This is a genomic window from Bradyrhizobium semiaridum (assembly GCF_020329505.1).
In the GTDB taxonomy this organism is placed as follows: Bacteria; Pseudomonadota; Alphaproteobacteria; order Rhizobiales; family Xanthobacteraceae; genus Bradyrhizobium; species Bradyrhizobium semiaridum.
In genome coordinates, this window is record NZ_JAGKJJ010000029.1 from 1 (window position 1) to 25,665 (window position 25,665).

At 65.2% G+C, this 25,665-nt stretch carries 18 protein-coding genes; 11 read left to right on the forward strand and 7 right to left on the reverse strand.

From position 1 onward, the window contains the following. Positions 1 to 153: 153 nt before the first annotated feature. Together J6500_RS26205 and J6500_RS26210 are read left to right on the forward strand one after the other, a co-directional pair. Entirely contained in the window at positions 154 to 1,635 is a 1,482-nt protein-coding gene (locus J6500_RS26205; protein ID WP_225715632.1) for a Y-family DNA polymerase, read from the forward strand. Next, complete coding sequence (locus tag J6500_RS26210) at positions 1,632 to 5,246, forward strand: error-prone DNA polymerase (RefSeq protein ID WP_225715586.1); 3,615 nt, start codon at positions 1,632 to 1,634, stop codon at positions 5,244 to 5,246. The genes J6500_RS26205 and J6500_RS26210 overlap by 4 nt, the downstream gene beginning before the upstream one ends. Before the next feature lie 693 nt (positions 5,247 to 5,939). Here J6500_RS26210 and J6500_RS26215 read toward each other — a convergent pair. Then, positions 5,940 to 6,227 (reverse strand): hypothetical protein, encoded by a 288-nt coding sequence (locus tag J6500_RS26215; RefSeq protein ID WP_211986392.1) that lies wholly within the window; start codon positions 6,225 to 6,227, stop codon positions 5,940 to 5,942. A 105-nt stretch (positions 6,228 to 6,332) separates the two neighbouring features. Between J6500_RS26215 and J6500_RS26220 the strand changes: the two genes are divergently transcribed. The 3 genes from J6500_RS26220 (at position 6,333) to J6500_RS26230 (ending at position 12,334) form a co-directional block, all read left to right on the forward strand. Further along, positions 6,333 to 7,721, forward strand: coding sequence for a CoA transferase (locus J6500_RS26220; protein ID WP_225715587.1), 1,389 nt, complete (start codon positions 6,333 to 6,335; stop codon positions 7,719 to 7,721). Between the two features lie 151 nt (positions 7,722 to 7,872). After that, the gene (locus J6500_RS26225; RefSeq protein ID WP_225715588.1) at positions 7,873 to 9,120 is read left to right on the forward strand and encodes an efflux RND transporter periplasmic adaptor subunit; all 1,248 of its coding nucleotides are present in this window, start codon (positions 7,873 to 7,875) and stop codon (positions 9,118 to 9,120) included. Positions 9,121 to 9,205: 85 nt separating this feature from the next. After that, positions 9,206 to 12,334, forward strand: coding sequence for an efflux RND transporter permease subunit (locus tag J6500_RS26230; RefSeq protein WP_225715589.1), 3,129 nt, complete (start codon positions 9,206 to 9,208; stop codon positions 12,332 to 12,334). A 61-nt stretch (positions 12,335 to 12,395) separates the two neighbouring features. On the opposite strand, the gene J6500_RS26235 is transcribed toward J6500_RS26230, so the two are convergent. Together J6500_RS26235 and J6500_RS26240 are read right to left on the reverse strand one after the other, a co-directional pair. Then, a complete protein-coding gene (locus J6500_RS26235; RefSeq protein WP_225715590.1) occupies positions 12,396 to 13,364 on the reverse strand; it encodes an amidohydrolase family protein in 969 nt (322 codons plus the stop codon). A gap of 141 nt (positions 13,365 to 13,505) precedes the next feature. Next, the gene (locus J6500_RS26240; RefSeq protein ID WP_376707861.1) at positions 13,506 to 14,888 is read right to left on the reverse strand and encodes a TolC family outer membrane protein; all 1,383 of its coding nucleotides are present in this window, start codon (positions 14,886 to 14,888) and stop codon (positions 13,506 to 13,508) included. Positions 14,889 to 15,164: 276 nt separating this feature from the next. On the opposite strand from J6500_RS26240, the gene J6500_RS26245 reads away from it, so the two are divergent. After that, positions 15,165 to 17,027: an acetyl-CoA hydrolase/transferase C-terminal domain-containing protein gene (locus J6500_RS26245; RefSeq protein ID WP_225715592.1), complete on the forward strand. Its 1,863-nt coding sequence runs from the start codon at positions 15,165 to 15,167 to the stop codon at positions 17,025 to 17,027. On the opposite strand, the gene J6500_RS26250 is transcribed toward J6500_RS26245, so the two are convergent. Beyond that, positions 17,024 to 17,803, reverse strand: coding sequence for an enoyl-CoA hydratase (locus J6500_RS26250; RefSeq protein ID WP_225715593.1), 780 nt, complete (start codon positions 17,801 to 17,803; stop codon positions 17,024 to 17,026). The two genes, J6500_RS26245 and J6500_RS26250, sit on opposite strands and share 4 nt — an antisense overlap. 142 nt (positions 17,804 to 17,945) lie before the next feature. Then, entirely contained in the window at positions 17,946 to 18,617 is a 672-nt protein-coding gene (locus tag J6500_RS26255; RefSeq protein WP_225715594.1) for a hypothetical protein, read from the reverse strand. A gap of 325 nt (positions 18,618 to 18,942) precedes the next feature. On the opposite strand from J6500_RS26255, the gene J6500_RS26260 reads away from it, so the two are divergent. Both J6500_RS26260 and J6500_RS26265 read left to right on the forward strand, forming a co-directional pair. Beyond that, entirely contained in the window at positions 18,943 to 19,488 is a 546-nt protein-coding gene (locus J6500_RS26260; protein WP_225715595.1) for a sigma-70 family RNA polymerase sigma factor, read from the forward strand. A gap of 2 nt (positions 19,489 to 19,490) precedes the next feature. Beyond that, positions 19,491 to 20,129 (forward strand): NrsF family protein, encoded by a 639-nt coding sequence (locus J6500_RS26265; RefSeq protein ID WP_225715596.1) that lies wholly within the window; start codon positions 19,491 to 19,493, stop codon positions 20,127 to 20,129. A 108-nt stretch (positions 20,130 to 20,237) separates the two neighbouring features. Here J6500_RS26265 and J6500_RS26270 read toward each other — a convergent pair whose 3' ends face one another. After that, positions 20,238 to 21,344, reverse strand: a complete 1,107-nt coding sequence (locus J6500_RS26270; protein ID WP_225715597.1) for a DUF2336 domain-containing protein — start codon at positions 21,342 to 21,344, stop codon at positions 20,238 to 20,240. A 60-nt stretch (positions 21,345 to 21,404) separates the two neighbouring features. Beyond that, positions 21,405 to 22,553 (reverse strand): GGDEF domain-containing protein, encoded by a 1,149-nt coding sequence (locus J6500_RS26275; protein WP_225715598.1) that lies wholly within the window; start codon positions 22,551 to 22,553, stop codon positions 21,405 to 21,407. 417 nt (positions 22,554 to 22,970) lie between these two features. Here J6500_RS26275 and J6500_RS26280 point away from each other — a divergent pair, with 417 nt between their 5' ends. From J6500_RS26280 to J6500_RS26290, 3 genes are all read left to right on the forward strand, one after another. Beyond that, positions 22,971 to 23,540 (forward strand): sigma-70 family RNA polymerase sigma factor, encoded by a 570-nt coding sequence (locus J6500_RS26280; protein ID WP_225715599.1) that lies wholly within the window; start codon positions 22,971 to 22,973, stop codon positions 23,538 to 23,540. Next, entirely contained in the window at positions 23,537 to 24,292 is a 756-nt protein-coding gene (locus J6500_RS26285) for a hypothetical protein (protein WP_225715600.1), read from the forward strand. The genes J6500_RS26280 and J6500_RS26285 overlap by 4 nt, the downstream gene beginning before the upstream one ends. Positions 24,293 to 25,076: 784 nt before the next feature. After that, positions 25,077 to 25,571: a TIGR03809 family protein gene (locus J6500_RS26290; RefSeq protein ID WP_225715601.1), complete on the forward strand. Its 495-nt coding sequence runs from the start codon at positions 25,077 to 25,079 to the stop codon at positions 25,569 to 25,571. Positions 25,572 to 25,665 lie beyond the last annotated feature (94 nt).

The following is a 25,665-nucleotide window of genomic DNA, read 5'->3' on the forward strand; positions in this document are numbered from 1 at the left end:
GCAAGATGCGATCCGGGTGGGGGTCTTGCCACGAGTCCCGCTGAGGAGAGAACCCCCACCCGGATCGCATCTTGCGATGCGATCCGGCCTCCCCCGCAAGCGGGGGAGGCGAAGAAAGAACCTCGTTTTTCGAAGCAGGCAGCACCGCAACACATCCCCAGCGTCGTCGTCGCCAAGGACCACAACGCCATCCTGCTGCATTCCATCGACGAGGCCGCGATCCACGCCGGCCTGTCGGTCGGACTGCCGCTCGCCAATGCGCGGGCGATCTGCCCGGAGCTCACCGTCTACGACGCCGATCCCGCCGCCGACGCGGCAACCTTGAACGACATCGCCGACTGGTGCGACCGCTTCACGCCGCTGGTGGCGCTGGATCCGCCCTACGGCCTGTTCCTCGACATCACCGGCTGCGCGCATCTGTTCGGCGGCGAGCGCGCGCTGCTGCAGCTCGTCACCGGCGGCTTGAGCCGGCGCGGCTTTGCCGTCAGCGCCGCGATATCAGGCACCTCGATCTCGGCGCGGGCGCTGACGCGCTGCGCCTCGGGCACGATCGTCGCCGATGGCGAGGAGGCGCAGGCCACAAGCCCGCTGCCAGTGTCCGCCCTCGGCGCCGATCCTGCCATCATCACCGGCCTGCGCCGCGCCGGCTTGAAGACCATCGGCGATGTCGCATCGCGCGCGTCGCACGAGATCTCGGCGCGGTTCGGCGCCGCCTTCACGACGCTGCTCGGCCACGCGCTCGGGCGGGGCGATGCCCCGATCAGCCCGCGCAAGCCGCTGCCGGATTACATCGTCGAGAAGCGCTTTCCCGAACCCATCGCCACCGACACCGTGATCGCGCTGACGCTGCAAAGCCTCGCCAAAATGCTGGTCGCCGCGATGGACAAGCAGGGCAAGGGTGCCCGCCAGCTGATAGCGAGCTTCTTCCGCACCGACGGCGCAGTGCGCAGCATCATGGTCGAGACCGGCCGTCCGGTGACGCAGCCCGAGCTGATCGACCGCCTGTTCCGCGAACGGCTCGACAGCTTGAACGATCCGCTCGATCCCGGTTTCGGCTTCGATCTCATTCGTCTGACCGCAGGGCGTACCGAACTCGTGGTGCAGCAGCAGCGCGACCTCGACGCCCACGTGCACGACAATGACCAGCTCTCCGCGCTGATCGACCGCATCGCCGCCCGCATCGGGGGAAAACGCGTCGTCGTGCATCTGCCCCTGCAGAGCCACATCCCCGAACGCTCCGCGCTCGCGCTGCCGGCGCAGCATCATCTCGCCGCCGCCAGCGCCGCGGCCTGGCCGGAACGCGTCGCGGGCGAGCCGCCGCTGCGGCCGCTCAGGCTGTTCGAGCGGCCGGAGCCCATAACAGTGCCGTTCGCGACCGTGCCTGACGGTCCGCCGCATCAATTCACCTGGCGGCGCGCGCTGCATGCGGTGGTCAGGGTCGAAGGCCCCGAACGCATCGCGATGGAATGGTGGAAGCAGGACGGCGCATCGCTGACGCGCGATTACTTCCGCGTCGAGGACGCCGAGGGCCAGCGCTTCTGGATCTTTCGCGACGGCCTCTATGACAGCGAGCTGACCGACGAGGAGGGCAAGCCGGTTCCGGCCAAATGGTATGTGCACGGACTGTTCGCATGAAAGCGCCGCCTGACTACGCCGAGATCGGCATCACCAGCAACTTCTCCTTCCTGCGCGGCGGCTCCGATCCGCGTGCCTATGTGCATCAGGCGAGCGAATTGAAGATCCCCGTGATCGGCCTTGCCGATCACAACACGCTGGCTGGCGTGGTGCGGGCCTGGAAGGAACTCGACAACGACAAGGTGGTGCACCCCCCAAAGCTTCTGATCGGTGCCCGCATCGTCTTCATCGACGGCACGCCCGATATTCTCGTCTATCCCCGCGATCGCGCCGCCTATGGCCGGCTGTGCCAGCTTTTGACCCGCGGCAAGCGCGGCGACGATGAAGCGTTTTCGAGCGAAGTGGGTACCGGTTCGCGTGAAGAAAACGCGTCAAAACAAAAATCGGTGCGGATCGAGAAGGGCGACTGCCGCCTCTCTCTGTCCGATCTGCTCGACTACGCCGAAGGCCAGTTGCTGGTGCTGGCGCTGCCGCATCGCTTCGACCAGGCAAGGGCACTCGACCTGCTCGCGCGATTGAAGGCAAGCGCCGCCGACGGCGTCTGGCTCGCCGCCAGCCTGCTCTATCGCGGCGACGACAAGCGCCGCCTGGCGCGGCTGCATGCGATCGCCGCCGAGGCCGATGTGCCGCTGATCGCCACCAACGAGGTGCTCTACCATCATCCCGCGCGCCGCCCGTTGCAGGACGTGCTGACCTGCATCCGCGAAAAGACCACGATCGAGGTGGTCGGCCGCAAGCTTGAGGCCAATGCCGAGCGGCATCTCAAACCCGCCTATGAGATGGTGCGCCTGTTCCGCGATTGGCCCGAGGCCATCGCCGAGACCATGCGCTTCGCCGCGCGCATCTCGTTCTCGCTCGACCAGCTCAAATACCAGTATCCCGACGAGCCGGTGCCGCCGGGCAAGACCGCGCAGCAGCATCTGGAAGATCTGACCTGGGCCGGCGTCGACAAATATTTCGGCGGTGTGGCCAATATCGACAAAAAACTGCACGCCACGCTGAACAAGGAGCTCGCGCTGATCGCCGAGCTGAAATACGCGCATTACTTCCTCACCGTGCACGACATCGTTCGTTACGCCCGCAATCAGGGCATCCTGTGCCAGGGCCGGGGCTCGGCGGCGAATTCTGCCGTCTGCTACGTGCTCGGCATCACCTCGGTCGATCCGACCAAGGTCGATCTGCTGTTCGAGCGCTTCATCTCCAAGGAACGGCTGGAGCCGCCCGACATCGATGTCGATTTCGAGCACGTCAGGCGCGAGGAGGTGATGCAATATGTCTACCGCCGCTACGGCCGCCACCGCGCCGCTGTTATCGCCACCGTCATCCATTATCGCCCGCGCAGCGCGATCCGCGACGTCGGCAAGGCGCTCGGCCTGACCGAGGACGTCACCGCCGCGCTCGCCGACACCGTCTGGGGCAGTTGGGGCAAGGGCCTCAACGAGATGCAGGTGCGGCAGGCCGGGCTCGATCCGAAAAACGCGATGATCAACCTCGCGGTCGAGCTCGCCACCGAGCTGATCGAGTTTCCCCGCCACCTCTCGCAGCATGTCGGCGGCTATGTGCTGACCCAGGACCGGCTCGACACCTATGTGCCGATAGGCAACGCCGCGATGGACGACCGCACCTTCATCGAATGGGACAAGGACGACGTCGACGCGCTCAACATGATGAAGGTCGACGTGCTGGCGCTGGGCATGCTGACCTGCATCCGCAAATGTTTTGATCTGATCGATCAGCACAAGGGCAAGCGCTACGAACTGGCGGATATCAAAGCCATCGACGATGACGAGGTTTTTCAAATGCTTCAGAAGGGCGAGTCGCTCGGCGTGTTTCAGGTCGAGAGCCGTGCCCAGATGAATATGTTGCCGCGTCTGAAGCCGAGAACATTTTACGATCTCGTTATCGAGGTTGCGATCGTCCGCCCGGGGCCGATCCAGGGCGACATGGTTCACCCATATCTGAAACGTCGTAAAATGAATCCGGAAGATATCGAATACCCTTACCCAAGGGGCGGCGACAAGAACGAATTACGCAACGTCCTGTATAAGACCCTTGGTGTGCCCCTGTTCCAGGAGCAGGCCATGCGAATTGCAATCGAGGCTGCAGGTTTCACTTCCGAAGAAGCCAATGGGCTACGGCGTGCGATGGCGACATTCCGCCATGTCGGCACCATTGGTAATTTCGAGGAAAAGCTGATCGGAAACATGATCCGGCGTGGCTATGATCCGGTTTTTGCCAAAAATTGTTTTGAGCAAATCAAGGGCTTTGGCAGCTACGGTTTCCCGGAGAGCCATGCCGCAAGCTTTGCTCAACTCGTCTATGTTTCGTCATGGTTGAAATATCACCATCCCGACGCCTTCTGCTGCGGCCTGCTCAACTCGCAACCGATGGGCTTTTACGCCCCGGCGCAGATCGTCGGCGATGCCCGCAAGAACGGCGTCACCGTGCGCGAGGTGGATGTGTCGTACAGCTTCGCGCAGAACACGCTGGAGGAGCGGGACGGAAAGTACTGCGCGGTGCGGCTTGGTTTTCGTCAGATCGACGGTTTCCACTGGCTCGATGAGGATGAGGAGCGGCTGAAAGAAGTTCAACAGTCGTTCCGCGGCGCGTGCAGCGAAAATATGCAGCAGTCAGGGACGCACGAACGGATGGGCTCTCTCCCCCCTTGCGGGGGAGAGTTGGAGAGAGGGGTGAGCCACGACCACCGCCCGTGCGGTTTACCCCTCTCCCTAACCCTCCCCCGCAAGGGGGGAGGGAACCCGCCTACCTCCCGTGGGCCCTTAAACGAAGTTGAACTCGACTGGGCCGACCGCATCGTCGCCGCGCGCAACCGAAAACCCTTCACCTCGCTGGAAGACTTCGCCCGCGATACCCGCTTGCCGAAACGCGCGCTGATCCTGCTCGCCGATGCCGATGCGTTCCGCTCGCTCGGCCTCGACCGCCGCGAGGCGCTGTGGGCGGTGCGGCGGCTGCCCGACGACGTGCCGCTGCCGCTGTTCGAGGCGGCGACCGCGCGCGAGCAGCCGGACGAGGGCGCACAGAAGCTGCCGGAGATGCCGCGCTCCGAGCAGGTGGTCGCCGACTATCAGACCATCCGCCTGTCGCTGAAGGGCCATCCGATGGAGTTCTTGCGCGAGATGTTCACAAAAGAACGCGTCGTTGCCTGCCATACCATCAACCAGAGCAACGACCGCCGCCGCGTCCGCTGCGCCGGCGTGGTGCTGGTGCGGCAGCGGCCGGGCAGTGCCAAGGGTGTCGTGTTCATGACCTTGGAGGACGAGACCGGCATCGCCAATATCGTGGTATGGCCGAAGGTGATGGAGCAGTACCGCAAGGAGGTGATGGGCGCGCGCCTGATCCTAGTCGAGGGCTATATTCAAAGCAGCCCGGAAGGCGTCACGCATCTGGTGGCGCAGCGCATGATCGACCGCTCCCACGACCTGATCGGCCTCGCCAACGAATCCCTCTCGCGCAAGCACCCGGTGCCGGCGGGCCCGGCGCTGGTCGAGCCGCTCAATGACGACCGCCGCGACCACGGCGACAACTCCCCACAAAAAATCCGCCACCCCCGCAACGTCCGCATCCTGCCGCCGTCGCGAGATTTCCATTGAACCCGTCATTCCGGGGCTCGCGCCAAGTGGCGCGCCCGGAATGACGCGGATGTTCGTATTTTCCGAATTTCCTCTTGACGCGCACCCCAACTCAGATGTTCAATGTCTCCGTCTCACCCGATCGAGGGGCGCTGCGCATCGTCACGGTGTTGCGGTGAGATGCGGTGGACGCCGCGCGTGCCAGTGACGACAGCACGCGAGGCGGACGGCGAAGTCGTGCAGGCCGGACGCCCTGGTGGCAGGTGTCCTCTCGCTCGATGCAATTGCGTCTTGCGAGGGCGGTGACAATAAAGCCCAGTCTCGCCGGGGTAAGCACGTATAAGCCGTAACCCATCGCGCAGGGAAAGCCGGGTTGTTTCCGGTTACACCTGTGGTCCTACCCCCGAGCTTTCTACCCATTGCTCGGGGCCCATGGGTGCGATCGGCACCCGGCTTTCCCTGCGCCCTCTGCTCTTAGAGCGGCGAAACGAAATGCAAAACTCGGACAAGACATGTCGCGAGAACGCGAAGCTGCGTCCCCACCCACCACTGCCATCGCCCGGCCTGTACACCTGTGCGCATTGCGCACAGGCCGAGCGATGACACCGAGCTAGCTGTTTGACATTTCAATCACACCATCACCGTCATCCCCGCGCAAAGGCTTCGTCTTTGTCGCCGGAGGAGCGCGCTCTTGCACGCGTCTCGAAGGACGCGCTACTCCACCGACGCCCCCACCGGCGGTCCGCCGGGCGGGCGGTGCAGGAAGGTGAGCGATGCGTAGGCGCCGACCCAGGAGCCGATCGCTGCAAAGGCGACGTAGACCCAGTTCTCGGTGTAGCTGATCACCGCATAGGACGACAGCAGATACCAGATGCTGCTCCAGGTCGCCGCCGGCACGCGCTTGCGGGCGACGACGGCTGACGTGAACATGACATAGACGGCGTCGGTGCCCGCGGTCGCGAGGAAGACCGCGCCGGCGGTGAGGGGATCGATGGCAGCCATTGCAACTCCTGTTCGGGTCGGGCACAGCGGGACATGACGAGAAACAAAGCTTCGCCCTTTTTGTCATCATGCTCGGCCATCAAACAACCGCAAAGGGAAACGCGCATGCAGGATATCAGAGCCATCCTTGCCGGTATCTGGACCGACGTCGGCGGCGCACCGTCCGCACTCGATGCGGTCAGGCTGACCGGGAGCGAGCCGCAACTGCCGTCATCGTTTCGCGTCGCTGCGGCGGCGCAGGCGAGCATCGCCGCCGCCGGCCTTGCGGCAGCCGAGATCTGGAGGGCGCGCAGCGGCGAGACGCAGGAAGTCGCGGTCGACATGCGCCACGCCGTTGTCGAATGCCGCAGCGAGCGTTATCTGCGTGTCGATGACAAGCCACCGCCGCCGGCCTGGGACAAGGTCGCCGGTGTCTACCGTGTCCGCGACGGCTTCGTGCGTCTCCACACCAATTTCCCGCATCACCGCGACGCCGTCTGCAAGGTCCTAAACTGCAATGCCGAGCGCGACGACGTCCAGTCTGCGCTCTTGCACTGGGACGGTGAGGCGTTCGAGATCGCGGCCTATGCGGCCGGCGGCGTAGTCGCCTTCATGCGCTCACATGACGAATGGTCGGCGACGCCGCATGCGCAAGAACTGGCGAAGCTGCCGCTGATCTCGATCGAGAAGATCGGCGAGGCCGCGCCGAAGCCGTGGCCGGCGGGGACGCGGCCGCTGGCCGGCATCCGCGTGCTCGACCTGTCGCGCGTGATCGCCGGCCCGGTCGCCGGCCGCACGCTCGCCGCGCATGGCGCCGACGTGCTGCTGATCTCGAGCCCAGACCTGCCGTCGATCCCCTGGCTGACCATCGACACCGGCCGCGGCAAGCTCTCGGCTTACACCAAGCTGACAACCGAGGAAGGCCGGCGCACGATGCGGCGCCTGATCGGGGAAGCCGACATCCTCTCGCAGGGTTATCGCCCGCAGGCGATCGCACGGCTCGGCTTCTCGGCGGAGGAGGCGGCGCGCATTAACCCTGGCATCGTCTATGTGACACTCTCGGCCTACGGCCATGCCGGACCATGGGCGGAACGCCGCGGCTTCGACTCTTTGGTGCAGACCACGACCGGCTTCAACCATGCCGAAGGGCAGGCGGCGGGTGTCGATGGGCCGAAGGAATTGCCGGCCCAGATGCTCGACCACGCCACCGGCTATTTCATGGCGTTCGGCGCCATGATGGCCAAGGCACGGCAGGCCCGTGAGGGCGGCAGCTGGCACGTTCGGGTCTCGCTCGCGCAAACCGGGCGCTGGCTGTGGAATCTCGGCCGCATTGCCCAGGGCCTCTCGACCGAAGATCTCAAGCCCGATGCGGTGGCGCCCTATATTGAAGCCCTCGCATCAGGTTTTGGCACATTGAGCTCGGTCAAGCATGCTGCCGTGCTGTCGAAGACCCCGGCCCGTTGGACCCGTCCGGCCATGCCGCTCGGTACGCATCCCCCGCAGTTTCCCGGATGATGCATTCAGCCGCCGTTCAGGCTATGCGAACTTTAACGAGAGAAGATGCCGAACTGCGATTTTTATCTTGTTTGCCACGCCAATTCGGCACTATTAGCGCACCGCTGGCGCCGTCCCGCCGGAAGCTGAAAACGATCGAGCCCCGGACCGCATGCTGAAAGAGCTTACCAAGGGAATGCAGAGCTTTAGCCGCAAGCGCCTCGGGGCCGCTGTGGTCGTGCTGGCGGTCGCCGGCGTGAGCGCCTATGGCTACGCGCGTTACAGCACGGAAAAGCAGACACCTTCAGAAGTCTCCAGCCAGTCGCGCAAGGGCATGTCGCGCTACACGCCGACGCCGGCCGAGTGGGCCAGCCTGACCTTCCAGACCGTCAAGGAGCACACCTTCCGCTCCGAGCTCGTGACCGAGGGCAAGATCGGAATCGACGAGGACCGCTCCACGCCGGTGTACTCGCCCTATACCGGCCGCGTCACCCGCCTCTTGGTGCGCCCGGGCGATGCCGTGGTGAAGGGCCAGCCGCTGTTCGTGATCGAGGCGGCCGACACGGTGCAGGCGCAGAACGACTACATCGCGGCGATGACCGGCCTCAACAAGGCGCAGTCGGCGCTCGACCTCGCGCAGATCCAGGAGAAGCGCGCCAAGGATCTGTCCGAGGGCAAGGCGATCCCGCTGAAGGATTATCAGCAGGCGCAGGCGGCGCTGGTGCAGGCGCAGAACGACGCGCGCTCGGCGCAGACGCAGCTCGAGGCGGCGCAGAACAAGCTGCGCATCCTCGGCTTCGCCGACGACGCCATCACCACGTTGCAGCAGAAGGGCCGTCTCAATCCGGAGACGACGGTGTTCGCGCCGATCGGCGGCACCGTGGTGCAGCGCAAGGCTGGTCCCGGCCAGTATGTCGCGACCGGCGCCAGCGATCCGGTCTATGTGATCGGCGATCTCTCCACCGTGTGGCTGATCGCCTATGTCCGCGAATCCGATGCCGACAGCGTCGCGGTCGGGCAGGACGTCACCTTCAGCGTGATGGCGCTGCCGGGTCGGGTGCTGAACGCCCGGGTCAACTATGTCGCCGCCGCGATCGATCCGACCTCGCGCCGCCTCCTGGTCCGCGCCACCATCGACAACGTCGACAACCGCCTGAAGCCTGAGATGTTCGCCAACGTGACGCTGTTCTCCAAGGGCGATCACCCCGCGGTCGGCGTGCCCAAGCAGGCGCTGATCTACGAGGGCGACCAGGTTCGCCTCTGGGTCGCCCGCGCCGAGGACAAGACCATCGAGCTGCGCCAGATCAAGCCCGGCCTCACCAATGGCGATCTCGTCGAGGTCGCCGGCAATCTGAAGCCCGGCGAGCAGATCGTGACCAAGGGAAGCCTCTTCATCGACCGTGCCGCCTCCGGCACGTGAGAGCATGATCCGGAAGTGCGAGCCGGTTTTCCGGAACGATCATGCTCAATCAAAAAGTCCCTCAGAGTTGAAAGTCTCGATCTGAATGGATCGTCTCGTCGCCCTTGCCGTCAATCGCCGCTACTTGATGGTGGCCATGTTCGTTGCCGTGCTGATCGGCGGCGTGCTCGCCTTCAAGCAGCTCAACATCGAGGCCTATCCCGATCCGACCCCGCCGATGGTCGACATCGTGACGCAGAGCCCGGGCCTGTCGGCCGAGGAGATCGAGCGCTACATCACGATCCCGATCGAGACCCAGGTCGCGGGCCTGAAGAACCTGCGGACCATCCGCACCATCTCGCTGTACGGTCTCTCCGACGTCAAGCTGCAGTTCTCCTTCGACTACACCTATGACGAGGCGCTGCAGCAGGTGCTCAACCGCCTGGCGCAGCTCACGCCGCTGCCGGGCAATGTGCAGCCCGGCATCTCGCCGCTCAGCCCGATCGGCGAGATCTTCCGCTACCGCCTCAAGGGCCCGCCGAACTACAGCGTGCTCGACCTCAAGACGCTGCAGGACTGGGTGCTGCAGCGCCGCTTCCGTGCGGTGCCCGGCGTGATCGACGTCACCGGCTGGGGCGGCAAGACCAAGACCTACGAGATCCAGGTCGACTTCAATAAGCTGGTCGCCAACGGCCTGACCCTGCCGCAGGTGCTGCAGGCGGTCTCCAACGCTAACATCAATGTCGGCGGCAACACGGTGAATATCGGCTCGCAATCGGCGGTGGTGCGCGGCGTCGGCCTGATCCGCTCGATCGACGACCTCAACAACACCATGGTCTCGCAGTCCGGCGGCAATCCCGTGCTGGTCCGCGACATCGCCCATGTCACGATCGGCGAGAAGCCGCGGCTCGGCATCGCCGGTCTCGACAATGACGACGACATCGTCCAGGGCATCGTGCTGATGCGCCGCGGCGAGCAGAGCTCGCCGACCATCGCCCGCGTCGAGCAACTGGTCAACCAGATCAACAATTCCTCGATCCTGCCGCCGGGCGTGAAGATCGAGCGCATCTACGACCGCAAGGACCTGATCGAGCTCACCACGCACACCGTGCTGCACAATATGGTGGTCGGCATCCTCCTGATCGTGCTGCTGCAGTGGATCTTCCTCGGCGACCTGCGCAGCGCGCTGATCGTCGGCGCGACGATCCCGTTCGCACTGTTCTTCGCCGTGATCATCCTGGTGCTGCGCGGCGAATCCGCCAATCTGCTGTCGGTCGGCGCGATCGACTTCGGCTTGATCGTCGACGCCACCGTCATCATGGTCGAGGCGATCTTCCGCCGGCTGTCGCAGACCACCGCATTGTCGGAGGAGGAGCGCAGCCACATCTCCGAGGACACGGTGATGGGGATGAAGAGCCACGCGATCCTGTCGGCGGCCGCCGACGTCTCGCGCTCGATCTTCTTCGCCGCTGCGATCATCATCGCCGCGTTCCTGCCGCTGTTCACGCTGAGCGGCGTCGAGGGCAACATTTTCGGCCCGATGGCGCGCACCTATGCCTATGCGCTGGCCGGCGGCCTGCTGGCGACGTTCACCGTCACGCCGGCGCTGAGCGCGATCATCCTGCCGGCGCATATCCACGAGACCGAGACCTGGATCGTCAAGAAGCTCGATGCGATCTATTTGCCGGTGCTGAACTGGGCGATCGTCAACCGCAAGGTCGTGATGGGCGGCGCCGCCGCGCTGGTGGTCACGACCATCATCCTCGCGCGGTTCCTCGGCCTCGAATTCCTGCCCAAGCTCGAAGAGGGCAATCTGTGGATCCGCGCCACGCTGCCGCCGACGATCTCGTTGCAGGAAGGCAATGCCTATGTGAACGAGATGCGGCGGATGATCCGCAGCCGTCCCGAGGTGGTGTCCGTCGTCTCGCAGCACGGCCGCCCCGACGACGGCACCGACGCGGCCGGCCTGTTCAACGCCGAGTTCTTCGCACCGCTGAAGCCGGCCAGCGACTGGCCCAATACCCACGACAAGGACGAGCTCACCGCGCAATTGCTGGCGCAGCTGCAGGAGAAGTTCCCCGGCGTCGAATTCAATTTCTCGCAGTATCTGCAGGACAACGTCTCCGAAGCGGTATCGGGCGTGAAGGGCGAGAACTCGATCAAGCTGTACGGCAGCGATCTGCAGGCACTGACCGACACCGCCAACAAGATCAAGTCGGTGCTGGCCACGGTGCAGGGCGTCACCGACCTTGCGGTGTTCACTTCGCTCGGGCAGCCGACCATCCAGATCGACGTCGATCGGGCGCGCGCCGCGCGCTACGGCCTATCGCCCGGCGACATCAACGCCACGATCAAGGTCGCGGTCGGCGGCGACACCGCCGGCGATCTCTATGAACCCGGCAGCGACCGGCACTTCCCGATCATCGTCCGGCTTGCGCCGGAATATCGCAAGAGCGCGGAAGCGATCCAGAACCTGCGGATCGGGGTCGCCAATCCCAATGGCGGCATCACCCAGATCCCGCTCAGCGAGGTGGCCTCGATCAACCTGATCTCGGGTGCGGCCTATATCTACCGCGAGCAGCAGGAGCGCTATCTGCCGATCAAGTTCTCGGTGCGCGAGCGCGACCTCGGCAGCGCGATCCAGGAGGCACAGCAGAAGATCGCCGAGCAGGTGCAACTGCCGCCCGGCTCGCATGTCGAATGGGTCGGCGAGTTCGGCAATCTGCAGGATGCGATCAAGCGGCTGTCGATCGTGGTGCCGATCAGTCTCGCGCTGATCGCGGTGCTCTTGTTCTTCAATTTCGGCTCGATGGTCGACACCATGCTGGCGATGAGCGTGATTCCGATGGCGATCTTCGGCGGCGTGCTTGGGCTCTTGATCTCCGGCATTCCGTTCAGCGTGTCGGCGGCGATCGGCTTCATCGCGCTGTTCGGCATCGCCGTGATGGACGGCATCATCATCCTGTCGCAGTTCAACCAGTTGATCGACGAGGGCTACGACCGCATGCGCGCGGTGATCCGCACCGGCGAGCTGCAGCTGCGTCCGGTGCTGATGACGTGCGTGGTCGCCGGCGTCGGCCTGTTGCCGGCGGCGGTGTCGGAGGGCATCGGCTCCCAGGTGCAGAAGCCGCTCGCGATCGTCGTCGTCACCGGCATGCTGTTGGCGCCGCTGGTGATCCTGATCACGCTGCCGGTGCTGATCTCCTATTTCTCGCGCCGGCCGAAGCAACGCTAGCGCATGATCCGGAAAAGTGCGCAGCGGCTTTCCGATGAGATCATGCGCCAGCAAGAGGCGATTACGCGAAGCCGTAAAGCCGTGCCGGATTGTCGACCAGGATGCTCTTGCGGACCGCGGCATCCGGCGCCCACACCGGGAGCTGATTGAGGAGGCGGCCGTCGTCGATCTGGAACAGCGGCGTCACATCGCTGATCTTCTTGCCCGCCGGCGTCACAGAATCCGGATGCGGCCAGTCGGTACCCCAGACGATCCGCTCGGCATTGGCTGCGATCAGCGCCTTCGCCAGCGGCGCGGCGTCCGGATAGTCGGGCGCGAGCTTGGAGGCACGGTACGCGCCGGAGATCTTGACATAGGCCTTGCCGGACTTGACCAGCTCGAGCAGGTCGGGAAATCCGGGTTGTTCGACACCGAGCGCCGCCACGGCGCCGCCGAAATGGTCGAACACGACAGGGACCGGCGAAGCGGCGACCAGTTCCTTGATCGCGGTGATCATCGCGAGGCTGGTGAACAGCTGCACATGCCAGCCGCGCGCTTTCATCCGCTCGACGGCGGCGGAGAAGCGCTGCCGGCCGACATTGGGATCATTGACGCCGCCGGTCGCGAGATTGAGGCGGATGCCGCGGAAGCCAGCTTTGTGCATCGCATCGAGGTCGCTCTCGCTGGTCTTGTCGTCGATCACGGCGACCCCGCGCGCGGTCGGCCCGCGCGCCGTCATACCGAACAACGTCGAGGAATTGTCGGGCCCGTAGACGCTCGGCGTCACGATCACCACGCGCTCGATATGCAGCGCCTTGTGCAGGGCGCTCATCTCCTCCGGCGAGGCCAGCTCCGGCGTATAGACCCGGCCAGCGAAGAACGGGAATTTCTCGGGATCGCCATGGATGTGGGTGTGGCAGTCGCACGCACCGGCAGGCACGTCGAAATTGACCGGTGTCGATGGTTGCGCTGCCTTGGAAAATGCGTTGCTGCTGTTCATGCTCACTCCCGCCGCGATGGAAGCCAGCATCATACTGCGTCGCGTCAGCATTGGACGTCTCCCTGCGTGCTCGTCTGTTATGCGCGATGTCCGCGCGCCGGCATTATGGCCCGCCGGCGGGCAGGGAGGTTATCGGCGGATGGCGCGGGCGGGAAGGGGCCGTTGCTCGCGGAGCGCGTGGTTCCGCGAGGGCTATTGTCCCGACGGTGTGCGCAAGCCGTGCCAGGCGTCGCGCACCTGATGGTAGTGCACCTCGGGCAGGTAATCCGGCGTCTTCAGGTTCAGCGTCTTGACGTCGAGCCGCCCGCTGGCGCTGAGCAGCGTGTAGGAGGCGATCACGCGGTCGCGCTGCGCGCCGATCAGCCGCGCCCGCGCCGAGATCAGATCCTGCTGCGCGTTGAGCACGTCGACCGTGGTGCGCTGGCCGCCGGCGGCTTCCTTCTGCACGCCGGCGAGCGCGATCTCGGCCGCCTTCACCTCGGATTCGGACGCCGAGACCGCGATCTTGGCGCCCTCATTGGCGACCCACGCGCTGACCACGGCGGTCTTGGCCTGGTTGCGGACCTGGTCGAGCACGAGCCGGCTCTGCGCCGCGACCTCCTTGGCCTGCCGGGTCTGCGACGCCGCGGTGCCGCCGTCATAGATCGGTTGCGTGACCTGGCCGATCACCGAGGCCTGATCGGTCCCGAAGCTGCCGAGCGTGGTGTCGGTGTCGCGGCTGCGGCTCACGCTGCCCTGCACCGAGACGTTTGGCAGCAGACTGCCTTCGGCGACGCGGATCGTGGTCGAGGCGACATCGACGTCGTAACTTGCCGCCTGCACCGCGGGATGCTCGCGCAGCGCGAGCGCGATCGCATCTTCGCGGCTGCGCGGCAGCAGCCGGTCGACGGTCTCGGCCGCGCGCAGCTGCGACGGCGAATTGCCGACCACCTGCGCATAGGTGGCCTGGCTGATCGCGAGATTGACCTCGGCGGCGTTGAGATCGGCCCGGCCACGGTTGAGCCGGGCTTCGGCCTGGGCGGTATCGGTCGGCGTCACGTCGCCGGCATTGAGACGCCGCTCGGTGATCGCCTGGGTCTCCTTCAGGAACGCGACGTTGGCGCGTTGCGCCTCGACCAGCGTCTGGTTGGCCAGCACGTTGGTATAGGCGGTGACGGCATCGAGCAGCACGCCCTGGCCGACATTGCGCAGCGCCTCGCGGCCGGACTGCACCTGCAACTCGGCGACGCGCACGCTGTTGGCGGTCTTGAAACCGTTGAACAGGGTCTGCGTCACCGTGAGCCCGATCTGCCAGGGCTTCAGTGTCGCGCTCTGGATGACATTGCCGGGCAACTGGTCGCGGACCGCCTGCAGGCCGACCGACAGGCCGGCGATGATCTGCGGGCGGTAGCCGGCCAGCGCTTGCGGCACGTTCTCGTCGGTGGCGCGCTGGCGCGCCCGTTCGGCGTTGAGCGCCGGGTTGCTCTGGTACGCCTTGACCAGCGCCTCCGGCAGGCTCTCGGCGCGCGCGCCGGGGCTCGCCAGCAGCGCCCACGTCAGGGCACCAAGGCAGATGCCCGACAAAAGCGCGCGCATCCTGACCCGACCAACTCTGGCGGTACGCTCAACCATGTGATCCCGCAAACCAAACTCCGGCAGTCCGCCCCCGCCGACGCCCTCGACACGTCTACCTGTTTACGGGGCCATGCCGCCACTGACAAACCGCCGCGCGACATCTGCACATCATTTCCGTTCTTGTCTGTTGCCGGTTCGTCACAGCGGAAGCCGATTGCCATATGAAGTATAAGCTCGACCCGCCTGCCGCCGATTCAGCGGCGAGAGTTATCCACCGGCTGCCCGGATTGAGCGCAGATGCCGAAGATTTATTCTGATCCCGAGGCGGTCGCGGAACACATCATCCGTGACGTCGGAACCAATCTGGTGGTCGGGCTGCCGCTCGGCCTCGGCAAGGCTAACCACATCGTCAACGCATTGTATGCGCGGGCCAAGGCCGACCGCGCGATCAATCTGACGCTGCTGTCCGCGCTGACGCTGGAGAAGCCGAAGCCGAAAAACCTGATCGAGCAGCGCTTCATCGGCCCGGTGATCGACCGGCTGTTCGGCGGCTATCCGGATCTTGCCTATGCGGATGCGCTGCATGCCGGCGCCCTGCCGCCCAACGTTAAGGTGATCGAATTCTTCTTTCTCGCGGGGCGGTGGCTGCACCAGCCGTTCGCGCAGCAGCATTACATCTCGGCAAACTATACCCATGCGGCGTCGTATCTGTTGTCGCACGGGATGAATGTCGTTACCCAGCTGGTCGCCAAGCGCATAGTCGATGGCGAGACGCGCTACAGTCTGAGCTGCAACACCGACACCACGCTTGATGCCTTGCGTGCTCGCGCGGAAGGCCGCGCTTCGTTCAAATTATTCGCACAGGTCAATTCCGAGCTGCCATTCATGCCGGGGCCCGGCGATCTGCCGGCTGATGAATTCGCCGCGGTGCTCGACAGTCCCGACACCGACTTCCCGTTGTTCGCGCCACCGTCGGAACCGATCAGCGACACCAAATATGCGATCGGGCTGCACGCCGCCGGCCTGATCCGCGACGGCGGCTCGCTGCAGATCGGCATCGGCCAGGTCGGCGACGCCCTGGCGCAGGGGCTCGTGGTGCGTCATCGCGACAATGCGGCGTTCCACGGCATCATGAAACGGCTCTCGCGGGGGGACGCACAGCTGGCCAAGGCTGAAACCGGCCCATTCGAAAAGGGCCTCTACGGCGTCAGCGAAATGCTGTTCGAGGCGTTCCTCGCGCTGATCGATGCCGGCATCCTCAAGCGCGAGGTCGACGGCGTCATCCTGCACGGCGCCTTCTTCCTCGGGCCGCGATCGTTCTACCGCACGCTGCGCGAGATGGCGCCGGAGCAGCTGGCGCGGATCCAGATGATGCCGGTGTCCTTCACCAACGAGATCTTCGGCGACGAGGAGAACAAGCGCCGCGCCCGGGTCGATGCGCGCTTCGTCAACACCGCGATGATGGCGACGTTGTTGGGTGCTGCGATCTCTGATGGCCTGGATGACGGCCAGGTGGTGAGCGGCGTCGGCGGCCAATACAATTTCGTGGCGCAGGCCTTCGCGCTCGAAGGCGCGCGCTCGGTGCTGGCGCTGGAGGCCACGCGACCGTCCGGCAAGGGGCAACAGTCGAACATCCGCTGGTCCTATGGCCACACGACCATTCCGCGGCATCTGCGCGATATGTTCGTCACCGAGTATGGCGTTGCCGATGTGCGCGGAAGGTCCGACGCCGATATCGTTGCGGCGATGCTGCAGGTGTCGGACTCCCGCTTCCAGAACGAGCTGATGCGGCAGGCCAAGGAGGCCGGCAAGCTGCCGCGCGGTTACGAGATTCCCGCGGCCTATCGCGAAAACTTTCCCGAGCGCATCCGCGATGCTTTGAAGCCCGCGCGCGAGGCGGGCCTGCTGCCGTCATTCCCGTTCGGCAGCGATTTCACCGACGTCGAGCAGCGGCTGATCCCGGCCTTGCAATTATTGCAGCAGGCGCAGCGCACGCCGCTGCAACTCGCTGGCCTGCTCTGGCAAGGCATGCGGCATCCGCCTGATGCTGCGAACCGGGAATGCCTGGCGCGGCTCGGCCTCGACAAGCCGACGCATTTTTCCGAGCGCGCCTATCGGGCGCTGGTCAACGCAGCCCTGCAGCGAACCCAGGGAGGCTAGCGGTTCTTGTTGACCGGCTTGCGCTTCTCGATGAACGCCGCCATGCCCTCGGAGCGATCCTCGAGCGCGAAGGTCGAGTGGAACAGATTGCGCTCGACATTCATGCCTTCGGCGAGCGGCGTCTCGAACGCGCGGTTGATGGCTTCCTTGGCCATCGCTGCCGCCGGCCGCGACATCGAGGCGATCTTCTCCGCGGCAGCGAGCGCTTCTTCCAGCAGCTTGTCGGCGGGAACGATCCGCGACACCAGGCCCGAGCGCTCGGCTTCGGTGGCGTCCATCATCCGCCCGGTGAGGCAGAGATCCATCGCCTTCGACTTGCCGATCGCGCGGGTCAGCCGCTGCGTGCCGCCGATGCCGGGGATGGTGCCGAGCGTGATCTCGGGCTGGCCGAACTTGGCGGTGTCGGCGGCGATGATGATGTCGCACATCATCGCGAGCTCGCAGCCGCCGCCGAGCGCGTAGCCGGCGACCGCGGCGATGGTCGGCTTGCGGCAGCGGGCGACGCGGTCGCCGCCGATCGCGGTGAAGTCGCTGTTGAACATGTCGATGAAGCCCTTCGGCTGCATCTCCTTGATGTCGGCGCCGGCCGCAAAGGCCTTTTCGCTGCCGGTGATCAGGATGCAGCCGATCCCGTCATCGGCCTCGAGATCGTCGACCGCCGCGGCGATCTCGCGGAACACGCCGAACGACAGCGCATTCAGCATTTTCGGCCGGTTCAGCGTGATGATGCCGACCGGTCCCTTGCTCTCGACGATGATGAATTCGAACGTAGCCATGGACGCAACCCCGTGCCTGATTTGCCGGGCAATGTGCCTGCTGGCGGATTGCGCTTCAAGTGCCTGAAAGGAGACGCTTGGACGCGGCCTTCGAGGCCGCGCTGGGGCGCCGGAAGGCGCCGCAGCCTGACGGAAGGCCCAGCTAGGCCATGAACATGCGTGCGGCGGACGCCACGGTGAGCAGGGCGCCGAAACCGATGAAGATCTTGCCGATCAGCGAGGTCTCGTCCCAGCTCGCGCTTTCACCGCTTGCGACAGCCTGCGCCGGTTTGGCCGGCGCCACGGCAACGGTCTGCGGCTGCGCGGGCGGCGGCGCCTCCTGCTGGACCATCTGCGGCGGCTGGGCCGGTTGCTGCGGTTCCGGCGGCTGCTCCTGCTGCAGGGCGCGGTCGACGTCGTTGAGCTGGTCGGAGGCGACCACGCTATTGTCGGCGGCCGGCTGCGCCTCGGCGGGCTTGTCGGCCGCAGCCAGCATGGCGTTACCAGTCACGGGCATCGCGGTCGCATTGTCGACCCCGGGGGTCAGCTCGGCATTGGCGTTGGCGACCGTGGCTGGAATAGCTGCCGACGGCGCACTGGCGGTGCCGGTGGCCTTCTTGCCCTCGGATTTATCAGCGGACTTCGACGATTGGCGCTGCGCGGTACGCTTGCCATGCCGCGAATCCTGTCGGACGGACTTGCCGGCCGTCGCGCTGTCGGAGGTCGACGCAGACGTGTCCGAGCCGGCCGCATGCGCCGGCAGCGGACCTGTGAAACACACGAAAAGCCCCGTCGCGGCGATCAAGGCCAAGCCTCCGCTGGCTTTGATTTTCATCGGATTAACTCCCCATTAAGCCCGCCCACGGGGAGCGAATGAGACCCTGCTGCGTGTCCACACCGGGGCAAAAAATGGGAATCTTCGGGCCACAGCGGGCGAAAGCTGGGCAATCCGATTTCGCGGGTCTGAGGGGCAGCGGCAGCGCCGATGCGTGCCGGTCCGATCGGTGATATGAGCCGAAGCAACTGGAAACCCGCTGGAGCGATTCTTGGGCCAGTCGTTCGATGCGGTCGGGCTGAAAACTGATATCACGAGTTCGTGATATCAGGGCCTGCCGCGTAACGAATTGAAAGATCGGCCGAATTGCAACTCAGGAGCATGCGTGCGTGAACGTGAGGATGAATGGACCGGCCTGATGCGGTCGGCCATTTCTGGCGATGACGCTGCCTATCATCGCCTGCTCAAGGCCATCACGCCGGTGCTCCGCGCCGCGGCGCGCCGGGGTTTGGCGCGAGCCGGCCAACCGGTCGATCAGTCCGAGGACATCGTGCAGGACATCTTGCTGGCGGTACATTTGAAGCGACAAACCTGGGACAGCAGCGCGCCGTTCGCACCCTGGCTGTTCGCGATCGCGCGCAACAAGCTGATCGACACGCTGCGCCGCCGCGGCAAGCGCATTTTCGTCAACATCGATGATTTCGCCGAGACCCTGCCGGGCGAAACGCCCGAGCCGACCGCATCGGCGAGCGAGGTGGCCGCCCAGCTGCAGACCTTGCCGGCGCGGCAACGCGACGTGCTGCAGTCGATCGCGGTCGACAGCAGCTCGATCAAGGATACCGCGGCGAAATTCTCGATGAGCGAGGGCGCGGTGCGGGTTGCGCTGCATCGTGGACTGGCGAGCCTTACGGCGAAACTACGGGACCGATGAGCATGGACACCGATCAACTCATTCGCACCCTGGCGGCCGACAACACCTACCGCACACGCCCGATCGGCCTCGCGCTGATGCTGGCGCTGCTGGCGGCGGCGCCGGTCTCGCTGCTGATCTTCTTCGCCGAACTCGGCGTACGGTCCGACGTGATGACCGCGATGCGCAATCCGTTCTTCGACCTGAAGTTCGCGGTCACGCTGGCGCTCGCGGTCGCGGCGATCGCGGTGAGCCTGCATCTGTCGCGGCCGGAAGCCTCGCTGCGTGGTTTCGGCTGGTGGCTGCTGGTGCCGGCCGGCATCCTCGTTGCCGCCATCAGCGGCGAGATGATGATGCCGCAGCGGGCGCCGATGATGACGCGGCTGGTCGGCAAGAACTCGATGGCCTGCATGACCGCGATCCCCGCGATGTCGCTGCCGCTACTGGTGGGCGCGCTGTACGGCTTGCGGCAGGGCGCACCGGCGCGACCCGCGGTCGCCGGCGCAGTGGCCGGCTTGCTGTCGGCGGGCCTCGCCGCGACCGTCTACGCCTCGCACTGCACCGATGACTCGCCGCTGTTCGTGGCGACCTGGTACACGCTGGCGACGGCGATCGTCGCCAGCGTCGGCGCGCTGATGGGCAAGCGGGCGCTGCGATATTGATCCGTGTCGTTTGTCGCGCGGATGAAGCGAAATCCGGGCTCGCTATCCGCGGATAAACATTTCCCGGATTGCGCTGCGCTCCATCCCGGCAACGGGTCTACGGCAAGATCACGCAGCGGGCGCGGACTGCTGCATGCGGTGGAAGCGCAGGACCTGCTGCGCCGTCGAGGGCCGCAGCCGCTCATAGGTGTCCTTGCAGGCCTGCAGGTCGGTCGGCTCGGCGCCCGAGAGGTCGTCGCGCAGGTTGATGATCGCGCGCACTGTTGACCATGACAGGGCCGACACCTTGGCAAGGATCATCACGCCTTCGGCACGGGTTTCCATCATCATGTTCTCGGCGACGCTGACCGGGACGTTGGCGAGCGCGGCGAGCGAGGCATTGGTTTCGTCAAACTTGCCGGCCTCGGCGAACGAAGCGAGCTGGAATTCGTCGAGCCGGCCGTCCTGGTAGAGGGATTTGACCAGAGCATGCGCGATCGTGGTGTCGCGGCTGACCGCGCTCGGTGCCGAGCGCGCGCGCCGCGTTGCTTCCCTGACCGCGGTCGGGATTTCCTTGGCCTGCTGCGGATTGGCGGCCTCGAGCCGCTGCCTGACGGCGTCGGAGGCCTTTGCGACCAGCTTGAGATAGAGATGCCGCGGGATGGTCGGACGCAGCCCGACGCAGGTCGACAGATTGTCGTCGCCCTCGGCGCGACTGACCAGGCGGGTGAAGCCGCGTTCGGTGAACTCGGCGCCGGGATTGTTGACCGTGCTCTGGATCACCTCGTCATTGCCGCGCAGCACCAGCACGTCGGTGACGGCGCCGCTCAGCGTCGCCCGGTTCGAGATCGCGAGCAGATGCGCCTGGCTCTTGCTGCGCGCGGTCTCGATCAGGATGTCGTCGTCGAGCCGCATCGACTGCGCCAGCACGGGGCCGGCAACCTCGATCAGATCGTCGAAGGCGAGGGTGCGGACGGTCCGCGGCGGAGCGGTGTCGATCGGGGCGAGGCGGCTCGCGAGCAGCGCCTTGGCGGAGCTCTCGATGTGCTCGAGCAGGCATTGGAAAACGTCATCGAACAGCCCGATCTGCTGGTCGGAATAGTTCACCGAACCGTTGATGAAGAGATCGGTGACGCGGCGCAGCGTCTCGACGCGACGCGCAACGGTGCCGTGGGCGAGCGTCGTCTGCAGCTCATCGAGCAGGCTTTCTGGGGCGGTCGCAGACTTCGAACTCATGACTCTGTCCTGGAGCGATGGCGCCGGTTTCTCCGACGCCGGAAGCGAACAATGGAACGATCAGGCACCTGCGATGCGGTTGCGCCCCCCGGCTTTGGCCGCGTAAAGCGCGCCGTCGGCGCGGGCGAGCAATGTGTCGGAATTTTCACGCGGCTTCAGCGTCGTGACGCCGGCGGAGATCGTCACCTTCATGCCCGGTGAAAACGCCGACCAGTCGAGATCGGCGATGATCCCGCGCAGCCGCTCGACCGCGCGCATGGCCTGATCCTGGGACAGATCGGGCAGCACCAGCAAAAATTCCTCGCCGCCGTACCGGCCGAAGCGATCGATGCTGCGGATATTGGCGAACATGCTGATGGCGAAGGTGCGTAGCGCCTCGTCGCCGATCGGATGGCCGTGGACGTCGTTGATCCGCTTGAAATGGTCGAGATCGATCAGCGCGACCGCCGTGGTGCTGCCGCTGCGGGCGCTGCGCGCGATCTCCTCCTCCAGCACGCGCATGATGCTGCGGCGGTTGAAGGCGCCGGTCAGCTCGTCGATCTCGGCGAGCTGCTCGATGCGCCGGTAGGCCTCCTTGAGCTTCAGCCCGCTCTGGTACAGAGATTGCTGCATCGAGCTCGAGAAGATGCCGAGGCACATGCAGCGTCCGATGGTCAGCGCGAACACCAGCATGGTTGCCAGGCGATCCAGCCTGGTGCCGGTCGGCATTCCGATCGGCTTGTCGGTGCCCAGGAACAGCGCGGCGAGGCCGATGACCATGACGGTCCAGACGATCGCGGTCTGCCGCGTCGATGTGCGCAGCGCGCCGAAGCCGAACACCACGAACAGGTTGCACAGGAACAGCACGCCGACTTCAGGCGCGATGTAGGTGAACGCCAACAGGTTCACCATGTTGATCGCCGATTGCGGCGCGACCAGATAGTGATCGCGGAAGCGCTCGTGGACGCCGAGTTCGGAGAGCAGCACGTAGACCGCGACCAGCGTCAGGCCGGTCAGGGCATAGCCGGTTGCGACCAGGACCGACGTGGTGCCGGCATGGGCGTAGATCAGCAGCACAACGGCATCGAGAACGAAGCAGGCGCCGATCATCGACTGGATCTGACGGCGTTGCCTGGCGCGCCGCGCCAGCCGCTCTGCTGTCAAGCGCGGCCGGTCGCCTTCCAGGGCGCCCGCGATCGGGCCGAGAAATGACGACGCAGCGCTGCCCATGGTCTCACCGTTGCTGAAATCGGGGCGAAATCTACGGGGGAAAGCCTTTAGGTTTGGTATCTTTCGGAACCGAATCTGCTCTGTCGAAACCCGGTCATCACCCTTGTTTCGTAAGGGGAATCCGTTCCGATCGGGCAGCGAGTTCCGCCGGCTTGCCCGCACCGGTTCACGCAAGTCGCGCTGGCGCGCGGGCAAAGCCTTGATATGGTCGCGCCGGAAAGTGCGGGTTGCGAGCGTGCCTGGTGCTATGATACCGATGGCTGGATGTTTTTCGCGTTCAGCGATTTTTTTGCTGTCGGATCGGAGTCTGTGGCCTAGATCACACATGCGATCACGACATTGCCGTAATGTGAAGAATCTTGGCCCGCGCGTCGAACCACGCCCTACCCCCCTTAGACCAATTTTACGAGACGGCCATTGAGCGCGACACAGGCGCCTTCAGACGATGCTCTGATCGCTCGGATCGCTCAAGGCGACCGGCTCGCCATGCAGGTGCTCTATGGGCGGCACCATGTCAGGGTGTACCGTTTCGGGCTTCGGCTCGTGCGGGACGAACAGGTTGCCGAGGATCTCGTCAGCGAGGTCTTTATCGACGTGTGGCGTCAGGCGGGCAAGTTCGAGGGACGCTCCGCCGTTTCAACCTGGCTTCTGGCGATTACCCGGTTCAAGGCGTTGTCCGCGCTTCGGCGCCGGAAGGACGCCGAACTGGACGATGAGGCCGCGAACGCGATCGAGGACACGTCCGACGATCCGGAAACGGTGGTGCAGAAGAAGGACACCGGTGACGCGTTGCGCAAGTGCCTGTCGGGACTGTCCGCGGAACATCGGGAGATTGTCGATCTTGTCTACTATCACGAGAAATCCGTGGAAGACGTCGCAGAGATCGTCGGTATTCCGGAGAACACCGTGAAGACGCGCCTGTTCTATGCGCGCAAGAAACTTGCCGAGTTGCTGAAGGCAGCCGGCATCGAACGAGGTTGGCCATGATGGCTGCGAGCAATAAGGTGCTGGAACAAGAGCCTGGCGATATCGAGACGCTGTTGCCCTGGCACGCGGCCGGCACGCTGAATGCCCGCGACGCACGCCGCGTCGAGGACGCGCTGGCGCGCGATCCGAATCTCGCCCGGCAATATGCTGTTATCCGCGAGGAATATGCCGAGACCATCCGGCTCAATGAGAGCCTCGGTGCGCCGTCGGCGCGCGCCATGCAGAAGTTGTTTGCGGCGATCGATGCCGAGCCCGAGCGCAAGCCGTCGATGTCGGCGCGGATGTCGGCCGGGATCTCGCAATTCTTCGCGAAATTGTCGCCGCGGACGCTGGCCTGGTCGGCGACCGTCGGCGCGCTCGCGCTGCTGGTGCAGGCCGGCGTGATCGGTGCGGTGCTGATGCAGAGCCAGCCGGCCTCGTTCGAGACTGCGTCGTACGACACCTCCGAGCGCGCCCCCAGTCCTGCTGCGCCAAGGACCGCCGCGCCGAATGCCCCGCTCACCCGCGACCTCGGCGCCGCGGCGGCGCCCGCGGCGCCGACGCGGTTGCTGGTCCGCTTCACGCCGGATGCAAGGGTCGCTGACATCAGCGCGTTGCTCGACGGCTATAACGCCTCGATCGTCGACGGCGCCAAGGGCGGACTGTTTCGCCTGCAGTTCGGCAACCGCGCGCTGCCGCGCAGCGAGGTCGCCGGGCTGGTGGCGAGGTTGCAGAAGGAGAAGATCGTCAGCCTCGCGGCGGAAACGCCGTAACCGCGGCCGACGATTTTACCTCGCGCAGCGATGCAATCCGAACATTGATGGAAGGGCAGGCGCCGGCGCTGCGACAGGTTGGCGCGGTCATGTTGCGCCCTGACAAAGCGTCGCAGCCTGCGCTGCATCGATCACGAATAACACCTGCGTGAGCTGTGCAGCGATCGACGTCGCGTTATCGACGGCTTTCGACGAATTCGCCGGAAAATGCGCTGTTGCATGCTGATTTCGGCGCGACGCGCCGGAGACGACGCAGCGGAACCTCGCGGCGCGAAAGTTAAAAAAAGCGCCGGCAGTTTGAACGTCGGCCTCCCAGCCACGACATATGAGTGTGGGAGCGGTTATTCCCTCCCCGGCTATATCAGGCGCGAGCGCCCATCCACCCCAAGCGCCCATATGGCTTTGACCCGTCCGGTTGTCCCCCCGGACGGGTCTTTCATTTTGGGGCGGGCGCGTGCGGGCCTGGCCTCCGACGTGATCGGGGAGGCCGGGCGTCACTCGGAGCATCGCGAATCCGGCCAGGACGGGCGGCGCTGCGACGGATTGTTGTGGATCGCTTCATCGTGCCTGCCGTGAAAGGCGCGCGCGCCGCCACCATGCAAGCCGATGACCTGACTGAGGATAAGCCAGAAAACCCCGTAGTGACGCGGACTTCTTTGATCGACCGCTGCCGATTAAGAATTCAGTTAGACTTTATTTACCTTTTCCACAGAATATCTCCGTCACGTCCAGTTGATTCGGTTCGGTTGCGTCTGCGTCCGTTTCCTCCTTGCGGGCAAGTTGAATGACACATCGGACCGACGTGGCCAGAGGCCAGGAGATCGTTGCACGCTGGTGCAACCTTGCCGAGCAAAGGCTGGATCACCTTACCGAACTGTTCGAGACCGGACGCTGGCGCCGGTATCACACCGAAGAGGCCTTCCTCGAAAACATCAGGGAAGCGCGTGCTGCTGTCGAGATCTGGCGCGAGCTGCTGTCGCGCGAAGCTTCGCTCGACAACTCGCCGATCGATCTGTCCTGGCTGGGCCGCGGCAAGTCGAAGCTGCCGCCGCGCGAAATTGTGTCGGCACCGGAACGCAGGCCGGAAACGGCGGCACTGGCGGAAGCCGCGATGACTGCGGTCGCAGCTGCGCTCGAGACCGCGGTCGACGTGCTGGAAGAGCCGCCCGTCGTGGCCGACGCGCCGCCCCTGGACATGCCATACCGGATCACGCCGCCGCCGGTGCTCGATCTCGATTCGATCCAAGCGCGCTATCCGCTGCTGCGCAACACGCTGTAGGCGGAGAGCCGGCTCCAGGTCAGATTCCCTCAAAAGCTGCTCTTCCTCCCCGCCGGATTGTTAAGGACCGCATCGGATAGTCTGCCCGATCGAC

Excerpts from the sequence above, each read along its gene's own strand:
- J6500_RS26275 (WP_225715598.1), bottom strand. The coding sequence starts at position 22,553 with ATGGGCAGCGCTGCGTCGTCATTTCTCGGCCCGATCGCGGGCGCCCTG.
- J6500_RS26215 (WP_211986392.1), bottom strand. The coding sequence starts at position 6,227 with ATGGCTGCCATCGATCCCCTCACCGCCGGCGCGGTCTTCCTCGCGACC.
- J6500_RS26240 (WP_376707861.1), bottom strand. The coding sequence starts at position 14,888 with ATGCGCGCGCTTTTGTCGGGCATCTGCCTTGGTGCCCTGACGTGGGCG.
- J6500_RS26265 (WP_225715596.1), top strand. The coding sequence starts at position 19,491 with ATGGACACCGATCAACTCATTCGCACCCTGGCGGCCGACAACACCTAC.
- J6500_RS26285 (WP_225715600.1), top strand. The coding sequence starts at position 23,537 with ATGATGGCTGCGAGCAATAAGGTGCTGGAACAAGAGCCTGGCGATATC.
- J6500_RS26230 (WP_225715589.1), top strand. The coding sequence starts at position 9,206 with ATGGATCGTCTCGTCGCCCTTGCCGTCAATCGCCGCTACTTGATGGTG.
- J6500_RS26225 (WP_225715588.1), top strand. The coding sequence starts at position 7,873 with ATGCTGAAAGAGCTTACCAAGGGAATGCAGAGCTTTAGCCGCAAGCGC.
- J6500_RS26250 (WP_225715593.1), bottom strand. The coding sequence starts at position 17,803 with ATGGCTACGTTCGAATTCATCATCGTCGAGAGCAAGGGACCGGTCGGC.
- J6500_RS26270 (WP_225715597.1), bottom strand. The coding sequence starts at position 21,344 with ATGAGTTCGAAGTCTGCGACCGCCCCAGAAAGCCTGCTCGATGAGCTG.
- J6500_RS26255 (WP_225715594.1), bottom strand. The coding sequence starts at position 18,617 with ATGAAAATCAAAGCCAGCGGAGGCTTGGCCTTGATCGCCGCGACGGGG.
- J6500_RS26245 (WP_225715592.1), top strand. The coding sequence starts at position 15,165 with ATGCCGAAGATTTATTCTGATCCCGAGGCGGTCGCGGAACACATCATC.
- J6500_RS26210 (WP_225715586.1), top strand. The coding sequence starts at position 1,632 with ATGAAAGCGCCGCCTGACTACGCCGAGATCGGCATCACCAGCAACTTC.
- J6500_RS26220 (WP_225715587.1), top strand. The coding sequence starts at position 6,333 with ATGCAGGATATCAGAGCCATCCTTGCCGGTATCTGGACCGACGTCGGC.
- J6500_RS26290 (WP_225715601.1), top strand. The coding sequence starts at position 25,077 with ATGACACATCGGACCGACGTGGCCAGAGGCCAGGAGATCGTTGCACGC.
- J6500_RS26235 (WP_225715590.1), bottom strand. The coding sequence starts at position 13,364 with ATGCTGACGCGACGCAGTATGATGCTGGCTTCCATCGCGGCGGGAGTG.